Origin of the sequence: Nocardia sp. NPDC058244 (genome assembly GCF_042882065.1) — a bacterium.
In the GTDB taxonomy this organism is placed as follows: domain Bacteria; phylum Actinomycetota; class Actinomycetes; order Mycobacteriales; family Mycobacteriaceae; genus Nocardia.
Genome location: NZ_JBHVWX010000001.1, coordinates 658,820 through 679,022 on the forward strand (window position 1 = coordinate 658,820; position 20,203 = coordinate 679,022).

Genomic DNA, 20,203 nt, shown 5'->3' on the forward strand with positions numbered 1-20,203 from the left:
GGGAAAAGGTCAGGCGGGCCGGGTGGCGTCGACGTATTGCATGAAACGGTGCACGCGCTGGTCGATTTCGACCAGCCCGGCCTCGGCGAACAGGCGCGGGAAGGTGTCGCGGTCGAACAGCCGCAGCCCGCTCAGGCCGGCGGCCATGGTGCTGGCCCGGCCGAACAGGTTGTCCTCGCGGTAGCTGGTAGTGATCGCGATCCGGCCGCCCGGCGCGAGCACCCGGATCATCTCGTGGGTGGCCGCGATCGGATCCGGGATCAGGTACAGGGCGCCGAAACAGCAGACGGCGTCGAAGGTTCCGTCGGCGAAGGGCAGCACCCGCGCGTCACCGCGGACGTAGCCGACCCGGGGGCCCGCGTTGTCGGCGGCGGCCTTGGCCAGCATCGGCTCGGAGTAGTCCAGGCCGGTGACGAAGCCGTCACCGGACAGGAACTCGCTCAGGTACCGGGTGAAATTGCCGGGGCCGCAGGCGAGGTCGAGCACCTTCTTGCCGCCGCCGAGCCGCAGCGTGTCGACGGCCTCGCGCCGATCGCTGCCGGTGGTGCGGCCGCTGGCGAGGTAGAACAGCGTGGGTCGCCACGCGTGCTCGTAGACCGCGGCCAGCGCGGGCGCGTTCATGGTCTTGCGCGCGAGGTTCACTGCCGCGCGACCTCGATGGTCATGCCCGCGCCGCGCAGCCGCTCGGTGAGTGCTTCGCCCATGGCCGAGGCCGGGGTGAGAATGCCGGCGCGCGGCGGGAGTTCGTCGAAGGCCAGGCTCAGGCCCGCCTGGCCGAGCAGCACGGCGGTGGCCTGGTAGCCGGGGTCGCCGGTGCCGGAGAAGGTGGCCTGGTACTTGGCGCCGGAGCTGGTGCGGGCGAAGGTCTTCATGGTGAACCAGCCACTGAGGCGGGCCTTTTCGCTGGGGCCGGTGCCCGGCTTGGGCAGGATCCGGTCGAGCAGCTTGCGGCCGAACGAGACACGCGAGAGCACCGCGCCCGAGGCCATGCCCGCCACGATGCCGCCCGCGATACCCGCCGCCACCAGCGGCGCCGCCGCCGAGCGGCCCGCGTTCATCACCTCGCGGTAGCGGAACTGCTTGCCGTAGGCCCAGCCGAGCAGGCCGTTGGTGCGGCGCACGACCTTGGTGTTGTGCGAGGCCATGATGAACGTGGTGACCCAGCCGTCCAGGCTCGGATCGATGCTGTCGGCGCGGGCCAGCGCCTGATCGGACTGACGGCCCACCTCGGGCTCCATCGAGCGATCGGGGCTCAGCGAGTACGGGTGCGCCAGGATCTTGCCGCGGCCGGAATCGGCGGCGATGTCCTCCATCATGGCGCGGCCGGAATCGATGGTGCCGCCGCTCATCCCACCCTTGAGGTAGGCCACCAGGGTGGTGTCCTCCAGTTCGCCGGTGTCATCGGCGACGGTGGCACGGTAGAGCTCGTAGACGCTCAGGTCCGACGGAATCGAGTCGTAGCCACAGGAATTCACGATCTTGGCGCCGGAATCCACCGCGACCTGCTCGAACTGCTCGATGGCGTCGTGGATGAACAGCGGCTCACCGGTGAGGTCGGCGTAGTGGGTGCCCGCGGTGGCACAGGCGCCCAGCAGCGGCAGCCCGTAGCGCAGGTACGGACCGACCGTGGTGACCACGACCGTGGTCCGCTCGGCCATCGCGGCGAGCGAGGCGGGATCGTTCGAATCGGCGAGAACCAGTTCCCACCCGGCCGCGGCGGGGCCGAGTTCGGCGCGCACGGCGGCGAGCTTGTCGGCCGAGCGGCCGGCCAGCGCGATCCGCGCGTCGGCGGGGGCGGCGGTGAGCAGGTATTCGGCGGTGAGTTTGCCGACGAAACCTGTCGCGCCGAACAGGATCAGGTCGAATTCGCGGGACTGCGGCACAGGGGCGCCTTTCATCGAGTGCTCGCCTTGCGGGCGCGCGGCTTCTTCGTCGGTTTCGGCGGATGGGTGGCGAGCCAATCACGGTGGGCCAGACCGAGTTCGGTGACCGGCGGCTCATCGTAGAGCCATTCCCGGGCGATCAGGTGCCAGTTGTTGGTGCTGTCGAGCTGGCCGAGCATGCCGAAGGTGAGGAAGTCGGCCCGGCGGGAGAACAGGTGCTCCGGCGGCAGGTTCTGCTGCTTCATGCCGGTGAACTCGCTGGCCCTCGGGTCGACGGCCAGCAGGAACGCGCCGCTGGCGAGCTCGGGGGTGATGGTCAGTTCCTCGTCGACCAGGCACCATTCGGAGGCGGCGAGCACGTACTCGAGACACTCCTCGGCACCGATCTCGTCCGGCGAATCGATGACGCCACGGTCGATCATCAACTGCCGCAGGTCTTCCGCGCGGTCCTCGGCGGCGGCGCGCAGGCACAGGATCTCGAAGTGCACGAGCTTGGGGTCCATGCGGTTGAACAGGCCGAAGTCGAGGAAGGCCACGCGGCCGTCGCGAGCCAGTAGCACATTGCCCGGATGCGGGTCGCCGCAGAACTCGTTGAAGGTGAACAGCGAGCCGACGTAGAAGCGGTAGATGATCTCGCCGACCCGATCGCGCTCGGCGGCGGGCAGATTCCGGATGTCCTCGAAGCCGGTGCCCTCGATGAACTCGCTGACCAGCACGCGGGTGGTGGTGAGCTCGCGCACCGCGTCGGGGACGACGATGAACGGGTGGTCGCGGTACAGGTGCGCGATCTCGGACTGGGTGACGGCCTCGGCCACGTAGTCGAGTTCGGCCTCCATGTTGAGCTTCAGCTCGTCGAGCACGGCCGGGGTGATCCACGGCATCGCCGAGGCCAGCACCCGGCGGAACATGGTCAGGTTCTTCAGGTCGGCGCGCACCGCGACGTCGACGCCGGGGTACTGGATCTTCACCGCGACGGTTCGGCCGTCGTGCAGGGTGGCCCGGTACACCTGGCCGATCGAGGCGGCCGCGATCGGTTCGGGGTCGAATTCGGCGAACACCTCGGTCAGCGGGCGGCCGAAGTCCTCCTCGACGACCGCGCGCATCGCCTCGAACGAGACGGTCGGGGCGGCGTTGCGCAGCACGGCCAGCCGCTGCTGGAACCGGTCGCGATGATCCGGCGGCACCAGATCCAGGTCGAGTACCGACATCATCTGGCCGAGTTTCATGGCCACGCCCTTCATGGTGCCCAGCACCATGACCACCTGCTCGGTGGTGCGGATCATCGACTCCTCGGCCATCCGGGCGCGCACGGCCTCGGACCGCCCGCGCATGGACAGCCTGGTCTTCTTCGAGCGGATCACCGAGCTCGCCGCTACTGCCCCCAGCTTCGTCCCGCGAGCAAGCCGGGATGTCGGCACGTTTTTCGCCATCGAGGTACCTCCGTTGGTGCCGACGCGCAGGGCGGTCACCGCCCATACAGCGCGCGCGACCACCCGCGGTGACGCAAGCCACAGCGCCCCGCTCGGTTCAGCGTAACGAACCGAGCCGCGATGTCGAGCCCGGCTCCGGCGAACGCGAGGATCGCCCGGTCAGGAGGGCTGAACGGGGATCTCGGGCAGTTCGTGGCTCTGCGAGGTGAAGTACTCGGGCGACCCGCCCGCCTTGGCGACACCCTCGATCGCCGACCACGCCATCATCGTCAGGTAGTCGATGACGTCCTGGCGCGGCATCGCCTTCTCGGTGGTCGTCCACCAGTGCGTGGCCAGCTGGATGCCGCCGACCAGCACATACGACCACAGCATGGCGCCGTCGGTGCGCACACCCTTGGCGCCGGCCCGGTCGACGAGCACGGCCGTGACCACCTCGGCGAAGAGCCGCTCGAACTCCGCCAGCGAGGACTTGTCGCCCGCGGAGTTGCTCATGATGAACCGGTAGACCTCGGGGTCGTCGTCGACGGTGCCGACGTACTCGGTCATCGCGGCGCGCACCAGCTGGTACTCGTCGGCGTCGAGGTTGATCGCGCCGTAGACGCGGGGCAGCAGCGTGGTCTCGATGAACCGCTGCATGGTCGCGTGCACGAGGTCGTTCTTGTCGGCGAAATAGCGGTACAGCACGGTCTTGGACACGCCGATCTCGGTGGCGATCTCGTCCATGCCCGCCTGGCTGCCGCGCGCGCGGATGGCGTTGAGCGTGCCGTCGACCAGCTCTTCGCGCCGGTCGATCTTGTGCTGCCGCCACCGCCGTTTGCGGCCGTCGACAGGACCGCCGCCGCGTACGGTGGCGCGACCGGTCTGCTCGCCGATCTCGACAAGGTCTTCGGTGGACAGAACAGCCCCCTTAATCGATGTGGCGTCTCTGGTTCTACAGCTTAGGCGCGCCGGTGTGGGGTAGCGCTCGTTTGGCCGAGGTTGCGGCATTTACCACACCGCTGGTCTACCCGCGCGTAAGACAAACCGGGCGGTTCTGTGGTCGCCACGCGGGTTCGCGGCGGCGCGCTCGCGACGGGCACAGCAGAATGGGGGCTATGGAGAAAGCTCCCGGCAACACGGCGGTTCTCGCGCCGCGCACCGAGCCCGCCGCGCGACCAGCGGGTTTCGCGGTCATGACCGACGAGGCGGGCAAGAAACGTGACCTCTTCAAGATGAAAGCGCTGGCCACCGGGTTCCTCGTGGTGGCCAGCGTCGTGTACCTGTTCTGCCGCTGGCTCGAATCGCGCGGCGGCGGTGGTGAGTGGGTCGGCTATGTGCGGGCCGCCGCCGAAGCGGGCATGGTCGGCGCGCTGGCCGACTGGTTCGCGGTCACCGCGCTGTTCAAGCACCCGCTGGGGCTGCCGATCCCGCACACCGCGATCATCCGCAAGAAGAAGGACCAGCTCGGGTCGAGCCTGGGCGCCTTCGTCGGCACCAACTTCCTCGCGCCGGACGTGGTGTCGGCGCGCCTGGACTCGGCGCAGATCTCGCTGCGGGTCGGGACCTGGATGGCCGATCCCGGGCACGCGGCACGGGTGGCGCAGGAGAGCGCGACCATCCTGACCGCGGTGGTCGGCGTGCTGCGTGACGAGGACGTCGAGCAGATCATCGACAACACCATCGTCAAGCGGATCGCCGAACCGCTGTGGGGTCCGCCGATCGGCCGGGTGCTCTCGGAGATGATCGCCGACAATCGCCAGCTGCCGCTGATCGATCTGCTGGCCGAGCGCGCGCATCAGTGGGCGCTGGGTTCGCAGGAGACGATCGACCGGATCGTGCTGCGGGACGCGCCGCAGTGGGCGCCGAAATTCGTCAACACGTTGCTGTCCGAGCGGATCTATCGGGAACTGGTCGAGTTCACCTGGAAGGTGCGCTCGAATCCCGACCACGAACTGCGCAAGGCCGCCGATCGCTTTCTCCAGGATTTCGCCGACGACCTGCAGCACGACGACGCGATGATCGCCAAGGCGGAGAAGGTCAAGGCCGAGATCATGGGCCGCGAGCAGATCACCGGCATGGCCGAGGCGACGTGGCGAGCGGCCAAGCGGCTGATCCTGGAGTCGGCCGAGGACCCCGATTCCACGTTGCGCCGCAAGGTGGCCGAGAATGTGCAGCAGCTCGGTGAACGCTTGCGCGACGACCCGGCCATGCGCGGCAAGGTGGACGGCTGGATCGATCGCGGCGCCCGCTATCTGGTCGGTAACTACTCGGCCGAGATCACGACCCTGGTGACCGACACCGTCGCGCGCTGGGACGCCGACGAGGCGAGCCGCAAGATCGAACTGCAGGTCGGCCGGGATCTGCAGTTCATCAGGATCAACGGAACGGTCGTCGGCGCGCTGGCAGGCCTGGCCATCTACACGATCTCGCAGTTGTTGTTCCACTGAGCCGAACCGTTAGCCGAACCTGTGCTAACAGAAGTGCTTGCAATAGCTAGCACCCTGATTTAGTATTGACCGTACAACCGCCAGAAGGTGAGTGATGGCAGACCAGCCCGAGGGACGTGTAGCGCACGCGGCACAAGACATCGGAGGGTTCATCAGGTCCCAGCGTGAAGCAGCGCAGGTGTCCTTACGTCAGCTCGCCGCACTGGCGGGGGTGAGCAATCCGTACCTGAGCCAGATCGAACGCGGATTGCGCAACCCTTCCGCCGAAGTACTCGCGCAGATCGCCAAGGCGCTGCGGGTGTCTTCGGAGGTGTTGTATGTGCGGGCCGGATATCTCGAGCAGCGTCCGCACAGCCCGGTCAGGGACGCCCTGCTCGCGGACACTTCGGTGACCGAGCGGCAGAAACAGGTGTTGCTGGAAATCTATGAGTCGTTTCGCCGGGAAAACGGGGAAGAAACCGGCTCAGGGGGGATCGAACGGGACAGCGACGTTTCGTTCACGACAACTGACACTCCGCCACGCCAGGAGAACGAAGACTGATGACCGAGAAGACCGCTACCGTGACCAAGCCGCTGTTCGCCACCGTCGGCGCGGGTGACGCCCTCTATACCGCCGTGAACGACGTCGTCGCCGACGTCCGTGGTCGCGTCGGCGCCACCGACGTCCAGGCCCGCGTCGACGAGGCCCGTGAGCGCATCGCCAACGTGCCCGCCGACGTGCAGGCCCAGTTCGAGACCCTGCGCGAGCGCATCGCCGGCCTGCCGTCGGAGCTGCCGGAGGACCTCGCCGACCTGCGCGAGAAGTTCACCCCGGAGGAGCTGCGCAAGCTGGCCGAGCAGTACTACCGCCAGGCGCTCGACATCTACGCCGACCTCGCCGTCCGCGGTGAGGAGACCGTCGACCGGCTGCGCGCCAACCAGGCCGTCGACGAGCAGATCGGCCGCGTGGAGAGCCTGTACAAGGATGCCTCCGCCCGCGCCGAGGATGCCCTCGCCAAGGTCACCGACCTGCTGGGCCGTGGCAAGGCCGAGGCCGAGACCGTCGCCGACGAGGTCGCGGCTGTCGTCGACGCCGAGGTCGTCGCCGTGAGCACCGAGGAGCCCGCCCCGGCTGCGGCCGCCAAGGCGCCCGCCGCCAAGAAGGCCCCGGCCAAGAAGGCCCCCGCGAAGAAGGCCGCCCCCAAGAAGGCCTGATCTTCTACCGCGAACAGCGGCCCCGCGCACCAGTGGTGAGCGGGGCCGCTGTTCGTATGATGGGGGAGTGAACATGGTGAACGGTCTGACGTCGCTGATCCTGCTGGCCCTGTGGGTGGCGGCCTTCGGCGCGACGGTCTTCGCGCTGATCCACGCCGTGCGGCAGCGCGCGGACGCCTTCACGGCGGTCGACAAGATGACCAAGCCGATCTGGCTGGCGATCCTCGCGGGCGCATTGGTCTTCCTGCTGCTCGGCATCGCCGGCTTCGGCATGCTGACCTCGTTCATCGCGATCATCGCGACGGGTGTCTACCTCGCGGATGTGCGCCCCAAGGTCGACGAGGTGCAGCGCGGCCCGCGCTGGTGACGACGCGCGCCGGATTTCCGGCGCGGATCCCTCGCGGGTAAGCGGTACGCGGTGTTACTGTATCTGGCAGTAACACAAAGGAGTGTGCCGATGCGCGCAAAGCTGCCGACGGCTCTGCTGAACCTGGTCGATTCCGCGTCCCTCGTGGTCAAGACCACCCTGGCGGCCCACCGGGCCGATCTGCGGACCCGAACCCACGGGATCGCGGCGTTCGATCCACCGACCGTGCCCGCCGAGGTGATCCCCGTGGTCACCGCCGACGGCGCCCGGTTGCGGGTGCACGCCTACGGGCCCGTCGACGCGCCGGTCATCGTGTTCGCGCACGGCTGGACCTGCTCGATCGAATACTGGAACGCCCAGATCAACGCCTTCGCCGGCGAGTACCGCGTGGTCGCCTACGACCAGCGCGGCCACGGTGAGAGCACCAACGGCTACGCGCGCCCGAGCACCGATCTGCTCGCCGACGACCTGTCCGATGTGCTCGACGCGGTCCTGCTGCCCGGTCAGCGCGCGGTCCTGGTCGGCCACAGCATGGGCGGCATGACGCTCATCGCCTGGGCGGGCCGCTACCCCGAGCGGGTCGCCGAGCAGGCCGACGCCGTCGTGCTCACCAATACCGGCGCGCATTCGCTGGTCGAGGTCTCGACCATGGTCCCCGGGCTGAACAAGCCGCTGCGGATCCTGGGCGGTCGCCAGATGCCGACGCCGGACTGGCTCGGCAGGCTCATCCTCGGCACACCGGTGGTCTTCCCGCCGATCAAGCCGGTGCGCTGGATCTTCGCCCGTCAGGTGATGACGCTGGACACCACGGCCGAGAAGCTGAACTACGCGCTGTCGGTGGTGCGCGGGTGTCCGATGATGACCCGGTCGCGCTACGGCCTGCTGCTCGCCGAGCTGCATCTGGGCGACGCCGCGCGCAACTTCAGCGTGCCGACCACGGTGCTGGCGGGCGATCGCGACGACATGACCCCGGCCCTGCACGCCGAGCGGCTGGCCGAGCTGCTGCGCGAGTCGGGCAACCTCGCCGGGTTCACGGTGCTCCCCACCGGGCACCTCGGCAATGTCGAGCGCTACGACCTGTTCAACGCCGAGCTGCGCGGCGTGCTGGCCGCCGTGCGTGAGCCTGTGCGCGCGCTGGCCTGAGGGCCTGCGAGGATGGGCGGATGAGTTCTGCCCCTGTGACCTCGGATGACCGCCGGTTCGTGCTGACCCTTGGCTGCCCGGACCGGCCGGGCATCATCGCCCGGATCTCCTCGTTCATCGCCGAATTCGGCGGCTCGATCGTGGAGGCCGGCTACCACTCCGACGGTGACATCGGCTGGTTCTTCACCCGGCAGGCGGTCAAGGCCGCGACGGTGCCGTTCGGCATCGACGAACTGCGCGCCCGCTTCGCCGAAGTGGCCGCGGAGTTCGGTCCGGAGACCGACTGGCAGCTGCACGACTCCGGGGCGCCGCGACGGGCGGTGCTGCTGGTCAGCAAGGACGGCCACTGCCTGCACGACCTGCTCGGGCGCGCGGCCGCCGGCGAGCTGCCCGCCACCATCGAGGCCGTGATCGGCAACCACCCCGACCTGGCCGGGATGACCGAGGCGCACGGCGTGAAGTTCCACTACGTGCCGTTCCCGAAGGACCCGGCCGAGCGCGGCCCGGCCTTCGAGCAGGTCCGCGACCTCGTCGACGGGCACGATCCGCACGCCGTCGTGCTCGCCCGCTTCATGCAGGTGCTGCCCGCCGAGCTGTGCGAGCACTGGGCGGGCCGGGCGATCAACATCCACCACAGCTTCCTGCCGTCGTTCGTCGGCGCGCGCCCGTATCACCAGGCCTACGCCCGCGGCGTGAAGCTGATCGGCGCGACCTGCCACTACGTCACCGCCGAGCTGGACGCGGGGCCGATCATCGAGCAGGACGTCATCCGGGTCGACCACGCCGACGACGTGCGCGACATGGTGCGGCAGGGCCGCGATATCGAGCGGGTCGTGCTGGCCCGCGGCCTGCGCTGGCACCTGGAGGGCCGGGTGCTCGTGCACGGCCGCCGCACGGTCGTCTTCGAGTAGTCCTCAGAGGTCGTAGAACGGTGCCGGGTAACGGAATTCGCCGGTGACGGCCGGGTCGTAGGCCGTCAGCGGGCGCACCTGGAAGAACTCGGCCCAGTCGGCCTCGTCCGGCACGATGCCGAGCCGGGCGCCGGGCACGAATCCGAAGCGGGCGTAGTAGTCGGGATTGCCGACCAGGCCGACGACCGACTCGTCGAGCGCGTCGGCCGCGCCGAGCGCGGCGTGCATCAGCGCCGAACCGACCCCGGTCTTCTGATGGTCGGGATCGACGCCGAGCGGGCCGAGCGCGAGCACCGGGAACGGGCCGATCCCGGCCCTGGTGAGGCACAGGTGCCCGACGACCGTCTCGTATTCGAGGGCGACCAGTGACAGCGTCGGCATCCACGATTCGTCGGTGCGCAGGGCGTCGACCAGTGCCACCTCGGGTGGTTCGGTGATCGACGGGTCGTCGGCGTAGTGGGGGGTGAAGGCGTCGCGGTGGATGGCGGCGATGGCCGCGGCGTCCGCAGGGGTCTCTCGACGGATCAGCACAATCGTCTCCGTATCCTCGGCGGCCGGCGCCGGTCGAAAACCGCCACGCTTAAGTCTCCCGGATTTGGGTAGACCCGCGCAACGCTGTTTACGTGGCGGCCTGCGCGGCGGCCGCCGTGTCGTGGTGTGTCATGCTCGAGTCCATGACCGTCTCGACACCGCTGACCCGGGCCGACGTGGCCGCGATGATCGATCACACCCTGCTCGCCCCCGAAGCCACTCCGGCCCAGGTCGAGGCGCTGATCGCCGAGGCGCGCACGCTCGGTGTGTACGCGATCTGCGTGTCGCCCTCGATGCTGCCGGTGCGGGCTCCCGGGCTGGTCGTGGCGACCGTCGCCGGGTTCCCGTCCGGCAAACACCACTCGCTCGTCAAGGGTGCTGAAGCGCGCTTCGCGGTCGAGCAGGGGGCGGCCGAGGTCGACATGGTCATCGACGTGGGCGCCGCGCTGGCCGGTGACTTCAACGCCGTGCTCACCGACGTCATCACGGTGCGCGAGGCGACCACCGATCGCGGCGCCGTGCTCAAGGTGATCATCGAATCGGCCGCGCTCACCGACGAGGCGATCGTCGGCGCGTGCCGGGCCGCCGAGGAGGGCGGCGCCGATTTCGTGAAGACCTCCACCGGTTTCCACCCGGCGGGCGGGGCCAGCGTGCACGCGGTGCGGCTGATGGCCGAGACCGTCGGCGGCCGGCTCGGCGTCAAGGCCAGTGGCGGTATCCGCACCGCCGAGGACGCGGCCGCGATGATCGCGGCGGGCGCCACCCGGCTCGGGCTGTCCAAGTCCGCCGCGGTGCTCGACGGTTTCCCCGGCTGACGCCATCAGCAGGTGAATTCGGCCTGCTGACCGCTCGGCGCGGACTCGAGCGTGGTCTTGCCGCCCGCGAGCAGCACGGTGACGCCGTCGTCGGTGACCCGCACCTCCTGCGCGCGCAGGCCGAGCGGGTAGCTCTGCAGACTCTGCGTGAAGGTCTCGACGATGCCCTGCACCAGGTCGGTGGGCAGGCCGATGCCGAGCAGCTGCGCCGACTTGGTCTCCACCACGACATTGCCGTCGCGGACCATCGGCTGCACCTGCAGCTGGGCCAGGCCGCCGATCACGTCGAGGGTGAGCACGCCGGTGGTGCGCGAGGAGGTCACGCCGCTGACCATGCCGCCGAGGGTCTGCTGGATGCCGTCGTTGTTCCAGGTCACCTCGGCCGAGGAGCTGCCGATGGTGCCGCCGCCGCGACCGCGGTCGGTGAGCTCGATGTCGTCGAACTCCGCGTGCACCACCATGCCGACCGCGGGACCGAACTTGTTGTCCTCGCTGTCGATGGTGACCGAGCCGACCTTGCCGTCGAGGTAGGTGAGCAGCATCGGCTTCGGGCCGAAGCCCACGTCGATGCTCGAGCCCATCTGCTGCTCGAACGAGCTGCTGATGCAGCGCGAGATCTGGTGGCGGGCATAGGCTTCGGTGCCGGCGATCGCGGCCACCAGCAGCGCGGCGACCACGACCAAGGCGATCACCAGCGTGCGCCGACCTACCTTGGGGCGTTGGGGTGTCTGCGTGGTCATGGCATCGGATTCTTCCGGATCTTTCTGTGTCTGCTCTGAGGAGGGCGTGAAAGCCTTCGCAGCAAAGTGTGACCTGGAGCACTTCACCGGGCGTAGCCTTGATCCATGACTGGCGAGGGTGTGCGCCGGGTGCAGGGGACGGCGGATCATCGGTGGCGTGTGCTGCGGCGGCTCGCCGGTCGGCACGCGGGCTTCTTCACGACCCGTCAGGTATTGCGAACCGGCTGTGAACTGCAGGTCAGAGCGGCGCTCGGCGACGGATCGGTGACCAGGGCCGGCGTCGGCATGATGCGGCTGGCGCAGTGGCGGGCCGGGCCGCTCGACGAGTACGCGATGTGGGCGGCCTGGTTCGACGGCGCCGCGGCGGTGTCGTATCAGAGCGCGGCCGAGCTGCACGGGATCGGCCGGTTGCAACCGCGGTTCCTGCATCTGTCGGTGTCGGCGGGGCGCCCGCCGGTGACGCCGCGCCTGGTGCTCACCCGGCGCAAGCTGGACGGGCCCGATGTCGAATCGGCCGGGCCGTTCCTGGTCACCACGCCGGTGCGCACCGTGCTCGATCTGGCCGAGACCGAGATCTCGCAGTCGGCGCTGGACGAGGTGGTGGCCGACGCGATCGCCATCCACCGCTGCGACATCGACGAGATCTGGTGGGGTGGACAGCAACTCGCCCCGCGCGCGGCCGCCCGGGTGCGCCGGGCGTTAACCGGCGTCTGACCAGCCGTTCGGCGCGACCACCGGCCACGGCACCGACAGCACGTTGTCGCGCATCCGGCGCCGGTACGCGCGCACCGGGAACCCGCTCTCGCGCAACAGCTCCGCCGCGCCACGCCAGCGGACGCGCGGACCGTACGGCGCCAGCGCCGCCACGCGGTCCCAGGCGCGGTCGGCCGCGGTGAGCAGCGCGTGCACCGGTTCACCCGGAATGTTGCGGTGGATCAGCACTTTCGGGAGTCGCTCGGCGATATCGGACGGGCGCTCGACGGTGAACGGATCCCAGGCCAGCGTCAGCGACAGCGGGCGCTGCCGGTCGAGCAGCACCCAGGCGCAGCGGCGGCCGAGCTCGTCGCAGGTGCCGTCGACGAGCAGGCCGCCGGGCGCGAGGTTCGACCGGATCCGCGCCCAGGCGTCGGGCACGGCGTCCTCCGGGTACTGGCGCAGCACGTTGAACGCGCGGACCAGCACCGGGTGCAGCCCGGCCAGCTCGAAGCCGCCGCGGGCGAAGCGCACGCCGTCGCGGCCGTCGACGACCCGGGCCGGGTCGATCTCGAGCCCGACCACCCGCAGATCAGGACGGACGGTGCGCAGCCGGGCGGCCAGTTCGAACGTCGTCCAGGGCGCGGCGCCGTAGCCGAGGTCGACGACCAGCGGATCGGCGGCCGCGCGCAGGCGGTCGGTCACCAGGTCGTCGTTGGTCAGCCAGCGGTCGCTGCGGCGCAGGCGGTTGACGCCGGTGGTGCCGCGGGTGATCGTGCCGACCGGTGCCGGTCGTTTGCGGTCCACGGCGGTCGTCTCTCCTGCGGGTGGGTCAGACCGACTTCTTCGCGGCGGCCTCTTCCAGCCAGCGCGAGGTCTCCTCCTGCTCGGCCCGGAACAGGTCGACCAGGTTCACCAGCATCAGCTGCTCCAGGCGCGGGCCGACCATCGGGATGAACACCTTGGCGGTGGGGGAGAACCGCATGGTGGCGCCGGTCTCGGTGGGGAACAGCCGGATGTCACCGGTGAGGCTGCCCGGACCGGCCGGGATGGACGCGGAGAAGCGGCCCTCGGTCTCGTCGTGGTCGAACCGGCCCCAGCTCTCCTTGCGGGTGATGACCATGTCCTTGCGCATCACCGTCTGGGCGATCTCGGGGAGCATCTCGCGCGGCAGCGTGTGCGCCAGCACCACCTCGATGCCGGAGTCGCTCACCTCGTGGCTGATCACCTCGTTGTGCGGGGAGTATTTCCGCATCTCGGCGACGCGCGCTTCCCAGTATTCCCTGCTCTGCAGCGCCGCGTAGAGCTCTTCGGTGGTGTGCAGCGGGTAGCGGGCGGAGTAGTCAAGTCGACGTGCCATGAGGGGACACGTTACCGGGGCGCTCGACACGGGCGCCCCGGACCGGTGGCTGTGCGGGTCAGTGGGTGGCGAGCCACTGCTCGGTGAAGCCGGCCTCATTGCTCAGCAGCTCGAGCAGGTGCTCGGAGATCGCGGCCTCGATCTTGCCGCCGAACAGCGGGATCTTCACCTCGATGGTGCCGCTGATGGTGGCGATCGAGCCGGTGCCCTCGTCGGTCAGGGTGACGGTGGCGTTGACCTTGGCGGGCGCGCCGTCGACGTGGGCCTCGATGGTGCCGGTCGTGCCGGTGTAGCTCTCGGTGCGGGGAATCACCAGGTCGCCGGGGCGGACCGCGGTGATCGCGGGCGGCAGCTGATCGGCGGGGATCGACTGGACCATCTGCACGCGCACCTGGTCACCCGTGCCGGTGAAGGAATCCAGCCGGGCGCCGGGTCCGCCGACCTCTTCGATACGGGCCTTCCAGTACTGCTCGTCGGAGAACGCCGCGCGCACGGCCGCGACCGGCTTGGTGTAGCGAGCCGTGTACGCCAGAGGTGTAGCCATGCGCGACAGGCTACCGTCTTCAAACGTGGGAACAACACAGGTGGTGTCCGCCGATCAGGTGCGTGACCTCCTCGCCGATACCGGCGCGGTGGTGCGGGAATCGGTGCGTTTGTCCGAACTGACCACCCTGCGGGTCGGCGGGCCCGCGCTGGTCGCCGAGTGCGGGACCACGGAGGCGCTGATCGCCACGGTCGCGGCGCTGGATACGGCCGGTATCCGGGTGCTGTTGATCGCGGGTGGGTCGAACCTGCTCATCGACGACGCCGGCTTCGACGGGGTCGTCGTCCGGGTGGCGACCACCGGCGTGCGGATCGGTGCCGACAGTGTGTTCGCGGAGGCGGGCGCCAACTGGGACGAGGTCGTCGCGGCGACGGTGGCGGCCGGCCTGGGCGGACTGGAATGCCTGTCGGGGATTCCCGGCTCGGCCGGGGCGACGCCGGTGCAGAACGTCGGCGCGTACGGCGCCGAGGTGTCCACGCTGCTGCGCCGGGTGCGGCTGCTCGATCGCACGACCGGCGAGGTCCGCTGGGCCGAGCCGGGCGAACTCGGCTTCGCCTACCGGACCAGCGTGCTCAAGCACAGCGACGCCGCGGTGGTGCTGGCGGTGGAATTCGGGCTCGACCCGTCCGGACTGAGCGCGCCGCTGCGCTACGGCGAATTGGCCAGGGTGCTCGGCGCGGGCGACGGGGAGTCCCGCCCGGCCGCGGCGGTGCGCGCGGAGGTGCTGCGGCTGCGCGCGGGCAAGGGCATGGTGCTCGACTCCGCCGACCACGACACCTGGAGCGCGGGCTCGTTCTTCACCAACCCCGTCGTGGCCGAGGACCGGTTGCCGCAGGTCCTGGCGGCCATCACCGCGCACCTCGGCGAGGTGTCGGTGCCGACCTACCCCGCGCCCGACGGCACCAAGCTCTCGGCGGGCTGGCTGATCGAACGCGCCGGATTCGCCAAGGGCTTCCCCGGCGAGCAGGCCGCGGCCCGGCTCTCGACCAAGCACACCCTCGCGCTGACCAACCGCGGCGCGGCCACCGCCGCCGACATCGCCGCGCTGGCTCGCACGGTCCGCGCCGGCGTCGAGGACCGTTTCGGCGTGACGCTGGAACCGGAGCCGGTGACGGTCGGCCTCACCCTCTGAGCCCGGCGGCGCCGCGGCGCGGTCGGTAGCCCGGCGTACATTCGATGCCGTGAGCAAACCTTCGGTAACCGCCTCGTTGCGTGCGCGCGGGACGGCAGTTCGGCATGTCCGGCGCGCGTTGGCCGCCGACAGCGGTGGCGTGGGTGTTCGGCGCGGGCGCCCCGTGGTTGCGGTGATCTTGCTGGCGGCGCTGGTCGTGCTGACCGGCTGCACGATCGACCGGTCCGGCGGCGACGCCGCGCCGGCGGGGCCGGTCGCGCGGGTCACCATGACGCCGGCGGCGGGGGCGACCGAGGTCGCGCCGGTCACCCCCGTGTCGGTGACGGTCGACGGTGGCCGGATCGACCAGATCGCGCTCACCAACGCCAACGGCAAGCAGGTCGCGGGCACCTTCGGCCCCGATCGCGCGAGCTACCAGGTCACCGAGCCGCTCGGCTACGACGCCACCTACACCTGGACCGGCACCGCGATCGGCACCGACGGCAAGCCGGTCCCGATCGACGGCACCTTCCGCACGCTGACACCGAAGTCGACGATCCCGGCCACGATCAATATCGGTGACGGCCAGGAGGTCGGCATCGCCGCCCCGATCATCATCAAGTTCACCGGCCCGGTGACGAACAAGGCCGCGGTGGAGAAGGCGCTCACCGTCACCACCGACCCGGGCACCGAGGGCTCGTGGGCGTGGCTGCCCGACGACGGCGGTTCGCGGGTGCACTGGCGGCCGAAGAACTACTGGACCCCCGGCACCACCGTGCACGTCGCGGCCAAGCTCTACGGCGTCGGCCTCGGCGGCGGCGCGTACGGCGACTCCGATCTCACCTCCGACTTCACGATCGGCCGCAGTCAGATCGTCATCGCCAACGCCCCGAGCCATCGCATGCAGGTGGTCCGCGACGGCGTCACCGTCTTCGACTTCGCCGTGTCCTACGGCGAGGGCAACGAGCCGCGCAACGTCACCCGCTCGGGCACCCACGTGGTCACCGAGAAGTACGAGGACTTCATGATGTCGAATCCGCCGTACTACACCAACGTTCGCGAGCGCTGGGCCGTCCGGATCTCCAACAACGGCGAATTCATCCACGCCAACCCGGAATCCCTGTCCGCCCAGGGCTCGTCCAACGTGACCAACGGCTGCATCAACCTCTCACCCGCCGACGCCCAGGCCTACTTCCCGACCGCCCGCTACGGCGACCCGGTCGAGGTCACCGGCACCTCCATCGAGCTCTCCCAGGCCGACGGCGACATCTACGACTGGGCCATCGACTGGCCGGCCTGGCAGTCCATGTCGGCGTTGCCCGCCGGTTCCTCGTCGGGCGGATCGGCCGCCGGGCCACGCTAGCGCGATCACCGGACATCGCCTGCCATGGTCCGGATGCCGACGCACCCCGCACGCTGAACGCGTGCGGGGTGTGCTGTTCTGCCGGTGTTTCGTCACACCAGGGCCGGGGTGCGGCTGGGCCAGCGGGGGTGGTTGCGGTCGATCACGTACGAGTGGGTGTGTTGATAGCGGCCGGGGGTGATTTCGATGGCATCGGTGAGGATGGCCGGGTCGACGGTGCCGAGCTCGTGGATGTGGGTGATCTCGGTGGGATCCTGGCGGGGCCACAGCCGGATCGCCGCGACGGCGCCGAGGGCGGCGATGACCGACAGGGTGACCCAGGTGGTGGTGAAACCGGCGGTGGTGGCCAGCCAGCCGGTGATCGGGTAGGTGATCAGCCAGGCGAGGTGCGACAGGGAGAACTGGGCGGCGAAGATGGCCGGGCGATCCTCGGGCTGGGCCGAGCGGCGCAGCACGCGGCCCGTTGGCGTGAGGACCAGGGCGGTGCCGACGCCGATGGTTGCCCAGGTGGCCAGGGCGGCGGCCCAGCTCCAGTCGCCGATGCCCGTGGTCGACAGCGTGATCGCGGCGACCAGGCCGGTGACCAGCACGGCCGCGCCGGTGAGCATCACCGGACGTTCACCGCGCCGGTCCAGGATCTTGGGCAGGGTCAGCGCGACGAGCATCGTGCCGAAGCCGTTGGCGGCCAGCAGCAGCGCGACGCCGGACTGATCGCCGCCGAGCACGTCGCGGGCGTAGTTGACGGTGTTGACCATGACCACCGAGCCCGCGGCCGCGACCACCAGGTTCAGTCCGAGCAGGCCGCGCAGTCGCGGGGTCGCCGCGAACAGCCGCAGGCCTGCGGCGAGCCGCTGCCCGATCGCGCCGTCGCCCACCACCGCGTTCGGGATGCGTGCCGCCAGCACCAGGGCGACCGAGACCGCGAAGCCGATACCGGTGCCGACGAACAGCCAGTGGAAGCTGATCACGCTCAGCGCCAGCGCCGCCAGCATCGGGCTGAGCAGGGTTTCCATGGTCGCGGCCAGCTGGGCGGCCGAGAGCGCCTTCGTGTAGTCGCGCTCGTCGGGCAGGATGTCCGGCAGTACGGCCTGGTAGGTGGGGGTGTAGGCGGCCGAGGCGATCTGCAACAGGGTGATCAGCACGTAGATCTGCCAGATCTGGTCGACGAACGGCAGCGCCAGCACGATGCCGCCGCGAATGCCGTTGAGCGCCATCAGGAATTGCCTGCGCGGTAGGAGCCCCGCGTAGGCGCCCGCGATCGGGGCGACGATGACGTAGGCGACCATCTTCAGCGTCAGCGCGGTGCCGAGCACGATCGCGGCGTTGCCGCCCGCCAGCTCGTAGGCGAGCAGGCCGAGGGCGACCGTGGTGAGCCCGGTCCCGAACAGGGCCGCGACCTGCGCCGTGAACAGCAGGCGGTAGTCCCGGTGGGCGAACAGTGAGGTGGTCATGACGGTCGTCCCTCCCGGACATGCATGGTCTGTTATCTGCGTACTGATGCAACTATATACCCATAGGGGGTATTCCGGTCAAGGGGTGGAAAGTCGCCGCTTGACCTGAAGGGAAGTTGAGGTAGCACCGTTGTGCGCAGCGGCGGCCACGCGGCCGCCACCTAGTCGGAGGAACACATGAGCGCCACGGTTGAGCACGCCCGCACCGCCATTCGCCCGCTGCGGGTCGTCGTCGTCATCGGCAGCACCAGGGAGGGGCGCTTCGGCCCCACGGTCGCCGACTGGTTCGTCCGGCTGGCGTCGCTGCGCGACACGATCGAGGTCGACGTGGTCGACACCGGTCGGGTCGAACTGCCCAGCGCCTTCGGCGCCACCGCCGAGCATCCGTCCGTGGCCGAGGCCACCGGCAAGCTCGCCCGCGCCGACGCCTTCGTCGTGGTGACGCCCGAGTACAACCACAGCTACCCGGGCACCCTCAAGAACCTGATCGACACCCACCACACCGAGTGGCAGGCGAAACCGGTCGGCTTCGTCTCCTACGGCGGCATCTCCGGTGGGTTGCGGGCCGTGGAACACCTGCGCCCGGTCTTCGCCGAACTGCACGCGGTCACCGTCCGCGACTCGGTCGCGCTCCCCAACCCCTGGGGCAGATTCGACGACGCGGGTGCGCTGACCGACCCGGACGCCGCCGAAGCCGCCGCCGCGGTGCTGCTCGACCAGCTGATCTGGTGGGCCGAAGCCCTGCGCGCCGCCCGCGCCGTCCGCCCGTACGGGAAGTGATCGCCGTGCTGACCAGGACCACGACCGCCCCGCCCGGCACCCGCGACCCCATGCGCATCGCGCTGGTGCTGGTGGTCGGGATGATCATGGCGACGCTCGATCAGACGATCGTCAATGTCGCCATCAACAAGCTCTCCGTCGAGTTCGACGCGGGACTGAGCACGATCCAGTGGGTGGCCACCGGCTACTCGCTCGCCCTCGGCGCCGTGGTGCCGACCTCGGCCTGGCTGGTCGGCCGCTTCGGCGCCAAGCGGCTGTATCTGACGGCGATCGCCGCGTTCGCGGTCGGCTCGGTACTGGCGGGGCTGGCCTGGAACATCGAGTCGCTCATCGCGTTCCGGCTGGTGCAGGGCGCGAGCGGCGGCCTGCTGATGCCGGTCGCGATGACGATTCTGCTGCGCGCGGCCGGACCGGAGCGGCTGGGGCGCCTGATGAGCACCCTCGGCCTGGCGATCCTGGTCGGCCCGCTGCTGGGTCCGGTGATCGGCGGCTACCTCATCGACGAGGTGTCCTGGCGCTGGATGTTCTTCCTGAACCTGCCGCTGGGCGCGCTGGTGCTGGTGCTGGCGGCCCGGGTGGTGCCCGACGACGCGCCGGAGCCGCCGCGGCCGCTCGACGTGGTCGGCCTGCTGCTGATGTCGCCGGGCCTGGCGCTGGTGATCTACGGCGTGACCGCCGCGGGGGAGAACGCCGGTTTCGTCTCGGCGTCGGTGCTGGTACCGCTATTGGCGGGCGCCGGGCTCATCGTCGCGTTCGTGCTGCGCTCGCTGAGCACGCCGGTGCCGCTGCTGGATCTGCGGGTCCTGGGCAACCGCACGACCGGGATCTCCGCGACCCTGCTCGCGCTGTTCGCGAGCGGCTACTTCGGGTCGATGCTGTTGCTGCCGCTGTACTTCCAGGTGGTTCGCGGTGAATCGGCCCTGGTGGCGGGCGCGCTCGGGATTCCGTTCGCGCTGGCGTCGGGCGCCACCATGCAGGTGGCGGGCCGGTTGATCGATCGGATTCCGCCCGGTCGCTACCTGCCGGTGTCGATCACGGTGGCGCTCACCGGTTTCGTGCTGTTCGTGCTCCAGCTCGACGCGGACGCGCCGTACTGGGCGCTCGGCCTGACCATGCTGCTGATGGGCGCCGGTGGCGGCGGCACCATGATGCCGGTGATCACCACCGCCACCCGGCCGCTGAGCCGGGAACAGCAACCGGCCGGGTCGACGGTGCTGAACATGATCAGCACCACGGCCATGGCGGTCGGCACCGCGGTGAGCTCGGTGACGCTGGGTGCGCTGCTCCCGGTGACCGGCGGGCTCCAGGCCCTGAACGGCATGGACCAGGTCGAACGCGCCGAGCTGGCCCCGGCCCTGGCCGAGGCGTTCCAGCACACCTACTGGATCGCCCCGGTGATGATCGCGCTGGCGATGATCCCGGCGCTACTGCTGCCGCGTCGCTAGCCGGTCGGCCACACCA

General features: G+C 70.0%; 22 protein-coding genes. 12 read left to right on the forward strand and 10 right to left on the reverse strand.

Annotated features, from left to right (window positions below; genetic code table 11):
• Nucleotides 1-9: 9 nt before the first annotated feature.
• From ACFVW6_RS03185 to ACFVW6_RS03200, 4 genes are all read right to left on the reverse strand, one after another.
• The gene (locus ACFVW6_RS03185) at nucleotides 10-642 is read right to left on the reverse strand and encodes a class I SAM-dependent methyltransferase (protein ID WP_378823987.1); all 633 of its coding nucleotides are present in this window, start codon (nucleotides 640-642) and stop codon (nucleotides 10-12) included.
• Nucleotides 639-1,898 (reverse strand): saccharopine dehydrogenase family protein, encoded by a 1,260-nt coding sequence (locus ACFVW6_RS03190; protein WP_378823986.1) that lies wholly within the window; start codon nucleotides 1,896-1,898, stop codon nucleotides 639-641. Before ACFVW6_RS03190 ends, ACFVW6_RS03185 begins: the two co-directional genes overlap by 4 nt.
• Nucleotides 1,895-3,313: an AarF/UbiB family protein gene (locus ACFVW6_RS03195; RefSeq protein ID WP_378823985.1), complete on the reverse strand. Its 1,419-nt coding sequence runs from the start codon at nucleotides 3,311-3,313 to the stop codon at nucleotides 1,895-1,897. Before ACFVW6_RS03195 ends, ACFVW6_RS03190 begins: the two co-directional genes overlap by 4 nt.
• A 159-nt stretch (nucleotides 3,314-3,472) precedes the next feature.
• Nucleotides 3,473-4,300 (reverse strand): TetR/AcrR family transcriptional regulator, encoded by an 828-nt coding sequence (locus ACFVW6_RS03200; RefSeq protein ID WP_355274109.1) that lies wholly within the window; start codon nucleotides 4,298-4,300, stop codon nucleotides 3,473-3,475.
• Between the two features lie 107 nt (nucleotides 4,301-4,407).
• On the opposite strand from ACFVW6_RS03200, the gene ACFVW6_RS03205 reads away from it, so the two are divergent.
• The 6 genes from ACFVW6_RS03205 to purU all read left to right on the forward strand — a co-directional run bounded on the left by ACFVW6_RS03205 (nucleotide 4,408) and on the right by purU (nucleotide 9,354).
• Complete coding sequence (locus ACFVW6_RS03205) at nucleotides 4,408-5,739, forward strand: DUF445 family protein (protein ID WP_355274107.1); 1,332 nt, start codon at nucleotides 4,408-4,410, stop codon at nucleotides 5,737-5,739.
• A gap of 94 nt (nucleotides 5,740-5,833) precedes the next feature.
• Nucleotides 5,834-6,280, forward strand: coding sequence for a helix-turn-helix domain-containing protein (locus ACFVW6_RS03210; RefSeq protein WP_071932013.1), 447 nt, complete (start codon nucleotides 5,834-5,836; stop codon nucleotides 6,278-6,280).
• Nucleotides 6,280-6,933: a heparin-binding hemagglutinin gene (locus ACFVW6_RS03215; RefSeq protein WP_355274105.1), complete on the forward strand. Its 654-nt coding sequence runs from the start codon at nucleotides 6,280-6,282 to the stop codon at nucleotides 6,931-6,933. Before ACFVW6_RS03210 ends, ACFVW6_RS03215 begins: the two co-directional genes overlap by 1 nt.
• Nucleotides 6,934-7,006: 73 nt before the next feature.
• Nucleotides 7,007-7,300, forward strand: a complete 294-nt coding sequence (locus ACFVW6_RS03220) for a DUF2516 family protein (protein ID WP_342800085.1) — start codon at nucleotides 7,007-7,009, stop codon at nucleotides 7,298-7,300.
• A gap of 90 nt (nucleotides 7,301-7,390) precedes the next feature.
• On the forward strand, nucleotides 7,391-8,443 hold the full coding sequence (locus ACFVW6_RS03225; protein WP_378823984.1) for an alpha/beta fold hydrolase: 1,053 nt from the start codon (nucleotides 7,391-7,393) through the stop codon (nucleotides 8,441-8,443).
• 20 nt (nucleotides 8,444-8,463) lie between these two features.
• Nucleotides 8,464-9,354 carry a formyltetrahydrofolate deformylase gene (gene purU / locus ACFVW6_RS03230; RefSeq protein ID WP_357342490.1) on the forward strand — a complete coding sequence of 297 codons (891 nt, stop codon included), beginning with the start codon at nucleotides 8,464-8,466 and terminating at the stop codon, nucleotides 9,352-9,354.
• A 3-nt stretch (nucleotides 9,355-9,357) separates the two neighbouring features.
• Here the strand turns inward: purU and ACFVW6_RS03235 are convergent, their stop codons facing one another.
• Nucleotides 9,358-9,885 carry an N-acetyltransferase gene (locus ACFVW6_RS03235; protein ID WP_355274098.1) on the reverse strand — a complete coding sequence of 176 codons (528 nt, stop codon included), beginning with the start codon at nucleotides 9,883-9,885 and terminating at the stop codon, nucleotides 9,358-9,360.
• A gap of 143 nt (nucleotides 9,886-10,028) precedes the next feature.
• On the opposite strand from ACFVW6_RS03235, the gene deoC reads away from it, so the two are divergent.
• Nucleotides 10,029-10,700: a deoxyribose-phosphate aldolase gene (deoC, locus tag ACFVW6_RS03240; protein ID WP_378823982.1), complete on the forward strand. Its 672-nt coding sequence runs from the start codon at nucleotides 10,029-10,031 to the stop codon at nucleotides 10,698-10,700.
• Between the two features lie 5 nt (nucleotides 10,701-10,705).
• On the opposite strand, the gene ACFVW6_RS03245 is transcribed toward deoC, so the two are convergent.
• The gene (locus ACFVW6_RS03245; RefSeq protein WP_378823981.1) at nucleotides 10,706-11,440 is read right to left on the reverse strand and encodes a DUF2993 domain-containing protein; all 735 of its coding nucleotides are present in this window, start codon (nucleotides 11,438-11,440) and stop codon (nucleotides 10,706-10,708) included.
• Between the two features lie 105 nt (nucleotides 11,441-11,545).
• Here ACFVW6_RS03245 and ACFVW6_RS03250 point away from each other — a divergent pair, with 105 nt between their 5' ends.
• Nucleotides 11,546-12,154 carry a hypothetical protein gene (locus ACFVW6_RS03250; protein WP_355274089.1) on the forward strand — a complete coding sequence of 203 codons (609 nt, stop codon included), beginning with the start codon at nucleotides 11,546-11,548 and terminating at the stop codon, nucleotides 12,152-12,154.
• On the opposite strand, the gene ACFVW6_RS03255 is transcribed toward ACFVW6_RS03250, so the two are convergent.
• Genes ACFVW6_RS03255 through ACFVW6_RS03265 form a run of 3 tightly spaced genes read right to left on the reverse strand, consistent with a single transcriptional unit; the run spans nucleotide 12,140 to nucleotide 14,037 of the window.
• Nucleotides 12,140-12,940 (reverse strand): class I SAM-dependent methyltransferase, encoded by an 801-nt coding sequence (locus ACFVW6_RS03255; protein WP_378823980.1) that lies wholly within the window; start codon nucleotides 12,938-12,940, stop codon nucleotides 12,140-12,142. The two genes, ACFVW6_RS03250 and ACFVW6_RS03255, sit on opposite strands and share 15 nt — an antisense overlap.
• 25 nt (nucleotides 12,941-12,965) lie before the next feature.
• Entirely contained in the window at nucleotides 12,966-13,493 is a 528-nt protein-coding gene (locus ACFVW6_RS03260) for a DUF2505 domain-containing protein (protein WP_355274083.1), read from the reverse strand.
• Nucleotides 13,494-13,551: 58 nt separating this feature from the next.
• The gene (locus tag ACFVW6_RS03265; protein ID WP_378823979.1) at nucleotides 13,552-14,037 is read right to left on the reverse strand and encodes a DUF2505 domain-containing protein; all 486 of its coding nucleotides are present in this window, start codon (nucleotides 14,035-14,037) and stop codon (nucleotides 13,552-13,554) included.
• Here ACFVW6_RS03265 and ACFVW6_RS03270 point away from each other — a divergent pair.
• Complete coding sequence (locus ACFVW6_RS03270; RefSeq protein WP_378823978.1) at nucleotides 14,036-15,169, forward strand: UDP-N-acetylmuramate dehydrogenase; 1,134 nt, start codon at nucleotides 14,036-14,038, stop codon at nucleotides 15,167-15,169. The genes ACFVW6_RS03265 and ACFVW6_RS03270 overlap by 2 nt on opposite strands.
• 163 nt (nucleotides 15,170-15,332) lie before the next feature.
• Nucleotides 15,333-16,511, forward strand: a complete 1,179-nt coding sequence (locus ACFVW6_RS03275; protein ID WP_378823977.1) for an Ig-like domain-containing protein — start codon at nucleotides 15,333-15,335, stop codon at nucleotides 16,509-16,511.
• 92 nt (nucleotides 16,512-16,603) lie between these two features.
• On the opposite strand, the gene ACFVW6_RS03280 is transcribed toward ACFVW6_RS03275, so the two are convergent.
• Nucleotides 16,604-17,962 carry an MFS transporter gene (locus tag ACFVW6_RS03280; protein WP_378823975.1) on the reverse strand — a complete coding sequence of 453 codons (1,359 nt, stop codon included), beginning with the start codon at nucleotides 17,960-17,962 and terminating at the stop codon, nucleotides 16,604-16,606.
• Between the two features lie 177 nt (nucleotides 17,963-18,139).
• Here ACFVW6_RS03280 and ACFVW6_RS03285 point away from each other — a divergent pair, with 177 nt between their 5' ends.
• Together ACFVW6_RS03285 and ACFVW6_RS03290 are read left to right on the forward strand one after the other, a co-directional pair.
• A complete protein-coding gene (locus tag ACFVW6_RS03285) occupies nucleotides 18,140-18,742 on the forward strand; it encodes an NAD(P)H-dependent oxidoreductase (RefSeq protein ID WP_357342496.1) in 603 nt (200 codons plus the stop codon).
• Nucleotides 18,743-18,747: 5 nt separating this feature from the next.
• Nucleotides 18,748-20,187 carry a DHA2 family efflux MFS transporter permease subunit gene (locus tag ACFVW6_RS03290; RefSeq protein ID WP_378823974.1) on the forward strand — a complete coding sequence of 480 codons (1,440 nt, stop codon included), beginning with the start codon at nucleotides 18,748-18,750 and terminating at the stop codon, nucleotides 20,185-20,187.
• The last annotated feature ends 16 nt before the right edge of the window (nucleotides 20,188-20,203 follow it).

Bases quoted from the DNA above. Each gene is read 5' to 3' on its own strand.
- ACFVW6_RS03200 (WP_355274109.1), bottom strand. From the start codon at position 4,300: ATGCCGCAACCTCGGCCAAACGAGCGCTACCCCACACCGGCGCGCCTA.
- ACFVW6_RS03220 (WP_342800085.1), top strand. From the start codon at position 7,007: ATGGTGAACGGTCTGACGTCGCTGATCCTGCTGGCCCTGTGGGTGGCG.
- ACFVW6_RS03225 (WP_378823984.1), top strand. From the start codon at position 7,391: ATGCGCGCAAAGCTGCCGACGGCTCTGCTGAACCTGGTCGATTCCGCG.
- ACFVW6_RS03260 (WP_355274083.1), bottom strand. From the start codon at position 13,493: ATGGCACGTCGACTTGACTACTCCGCCCGCTACCCGCTGCACACCACC.
- purU (WP_357342490.1), top strand. From the start codon at position 8,464: ATGAGTTCTGCCCCTGTGACCTCGGATGACCGCCGGTTCGTGCTGACC.
- ACFVW6_RS03195 (WP_378823985.1), bottom strand. From the start codon at position 3,313: ATGGCGAAAAACGTGCCGACATCCCGGCTTGCTCGCGGGACGAAGCTG.
- ACFVW6_RS03245 (WP_378823981.1), bottom strand. From the start codon at position 11,440: ATGACCACGCAGACACCCCAACGCCCCAAGGTAGGTCGGCGCACGCTG.
- ACFVW6_RS03205 (WP_355274107.1), top strand. From the start codon at position 4,408: ATGGAGAAAGCTCCCGGCAACACGGCGGTTCTCGCGCCGCGCACCGAG.
- ACFVW6_RS03250 (WP_355274089.1), top strand. From the start codon at position 11,546: ATGACTGGCGAGGGTGTGCGCCGGGTGCAGGGGACGGCGGATCATCGG.
- deoC (WP_378823982.1), top strand. From the start codon at position 10,029: ATGACCGTCTCGACACCGCTGACCCGGGCCGACGTGGCCGCGATGATC.
- ACFVW6_RS03285 (WP_357342496.1), top strand. From the start codon at position 18,140: ATGAGCGCCACGGTTGAGCACGCCCGCACCGCCATTCGCCCGCTGCGG.
- ACFVW6_RS03215 (WP_355274105.1), top strand. From the start codon at position 6,280: ATGACCGAGAAGACCGCTACCGTGACCAAGCCGCTGTTCGCCACCGTC.
- ACFVW6_RS03280 (WP_378823975.1), bottom strand. From the start codon at position 17,962: ATGACCACCTCACTGTTCGCCCACCGGGACTACCGCCTGCTGTTCACG.
- ACFVW6_RS03265 (WP_378823979.1), bottom strand. From the start codon at position 14,037: ATGGCTACACCTCTGGCGTACACGGCTCGCTACACCAAGCCGGTCGCG.
- ACFVW6_RS03270 (WP_378823978.1), top strand. From the start codon at position 14,036: ATGCGCGACAGGCTACCGTCTTCAAACGTGGGAACAACACAGGTGGTG.
- ACFVW6_RS03190 (WP_378823986.1), bottom strand. From the start codon at position 1,898: ATGAAAGGCGCCCCTGTGCCGCAGTCCCGCGAATTCGACCTGATCCTG.
- ACFVW6_RS03210 (WP_071932013.1), top strand. From the start codon at position 5,834: ATGGCAGACCAGCCCGAGGGACGTGTAGCGCACGCGGCACAAGACATC.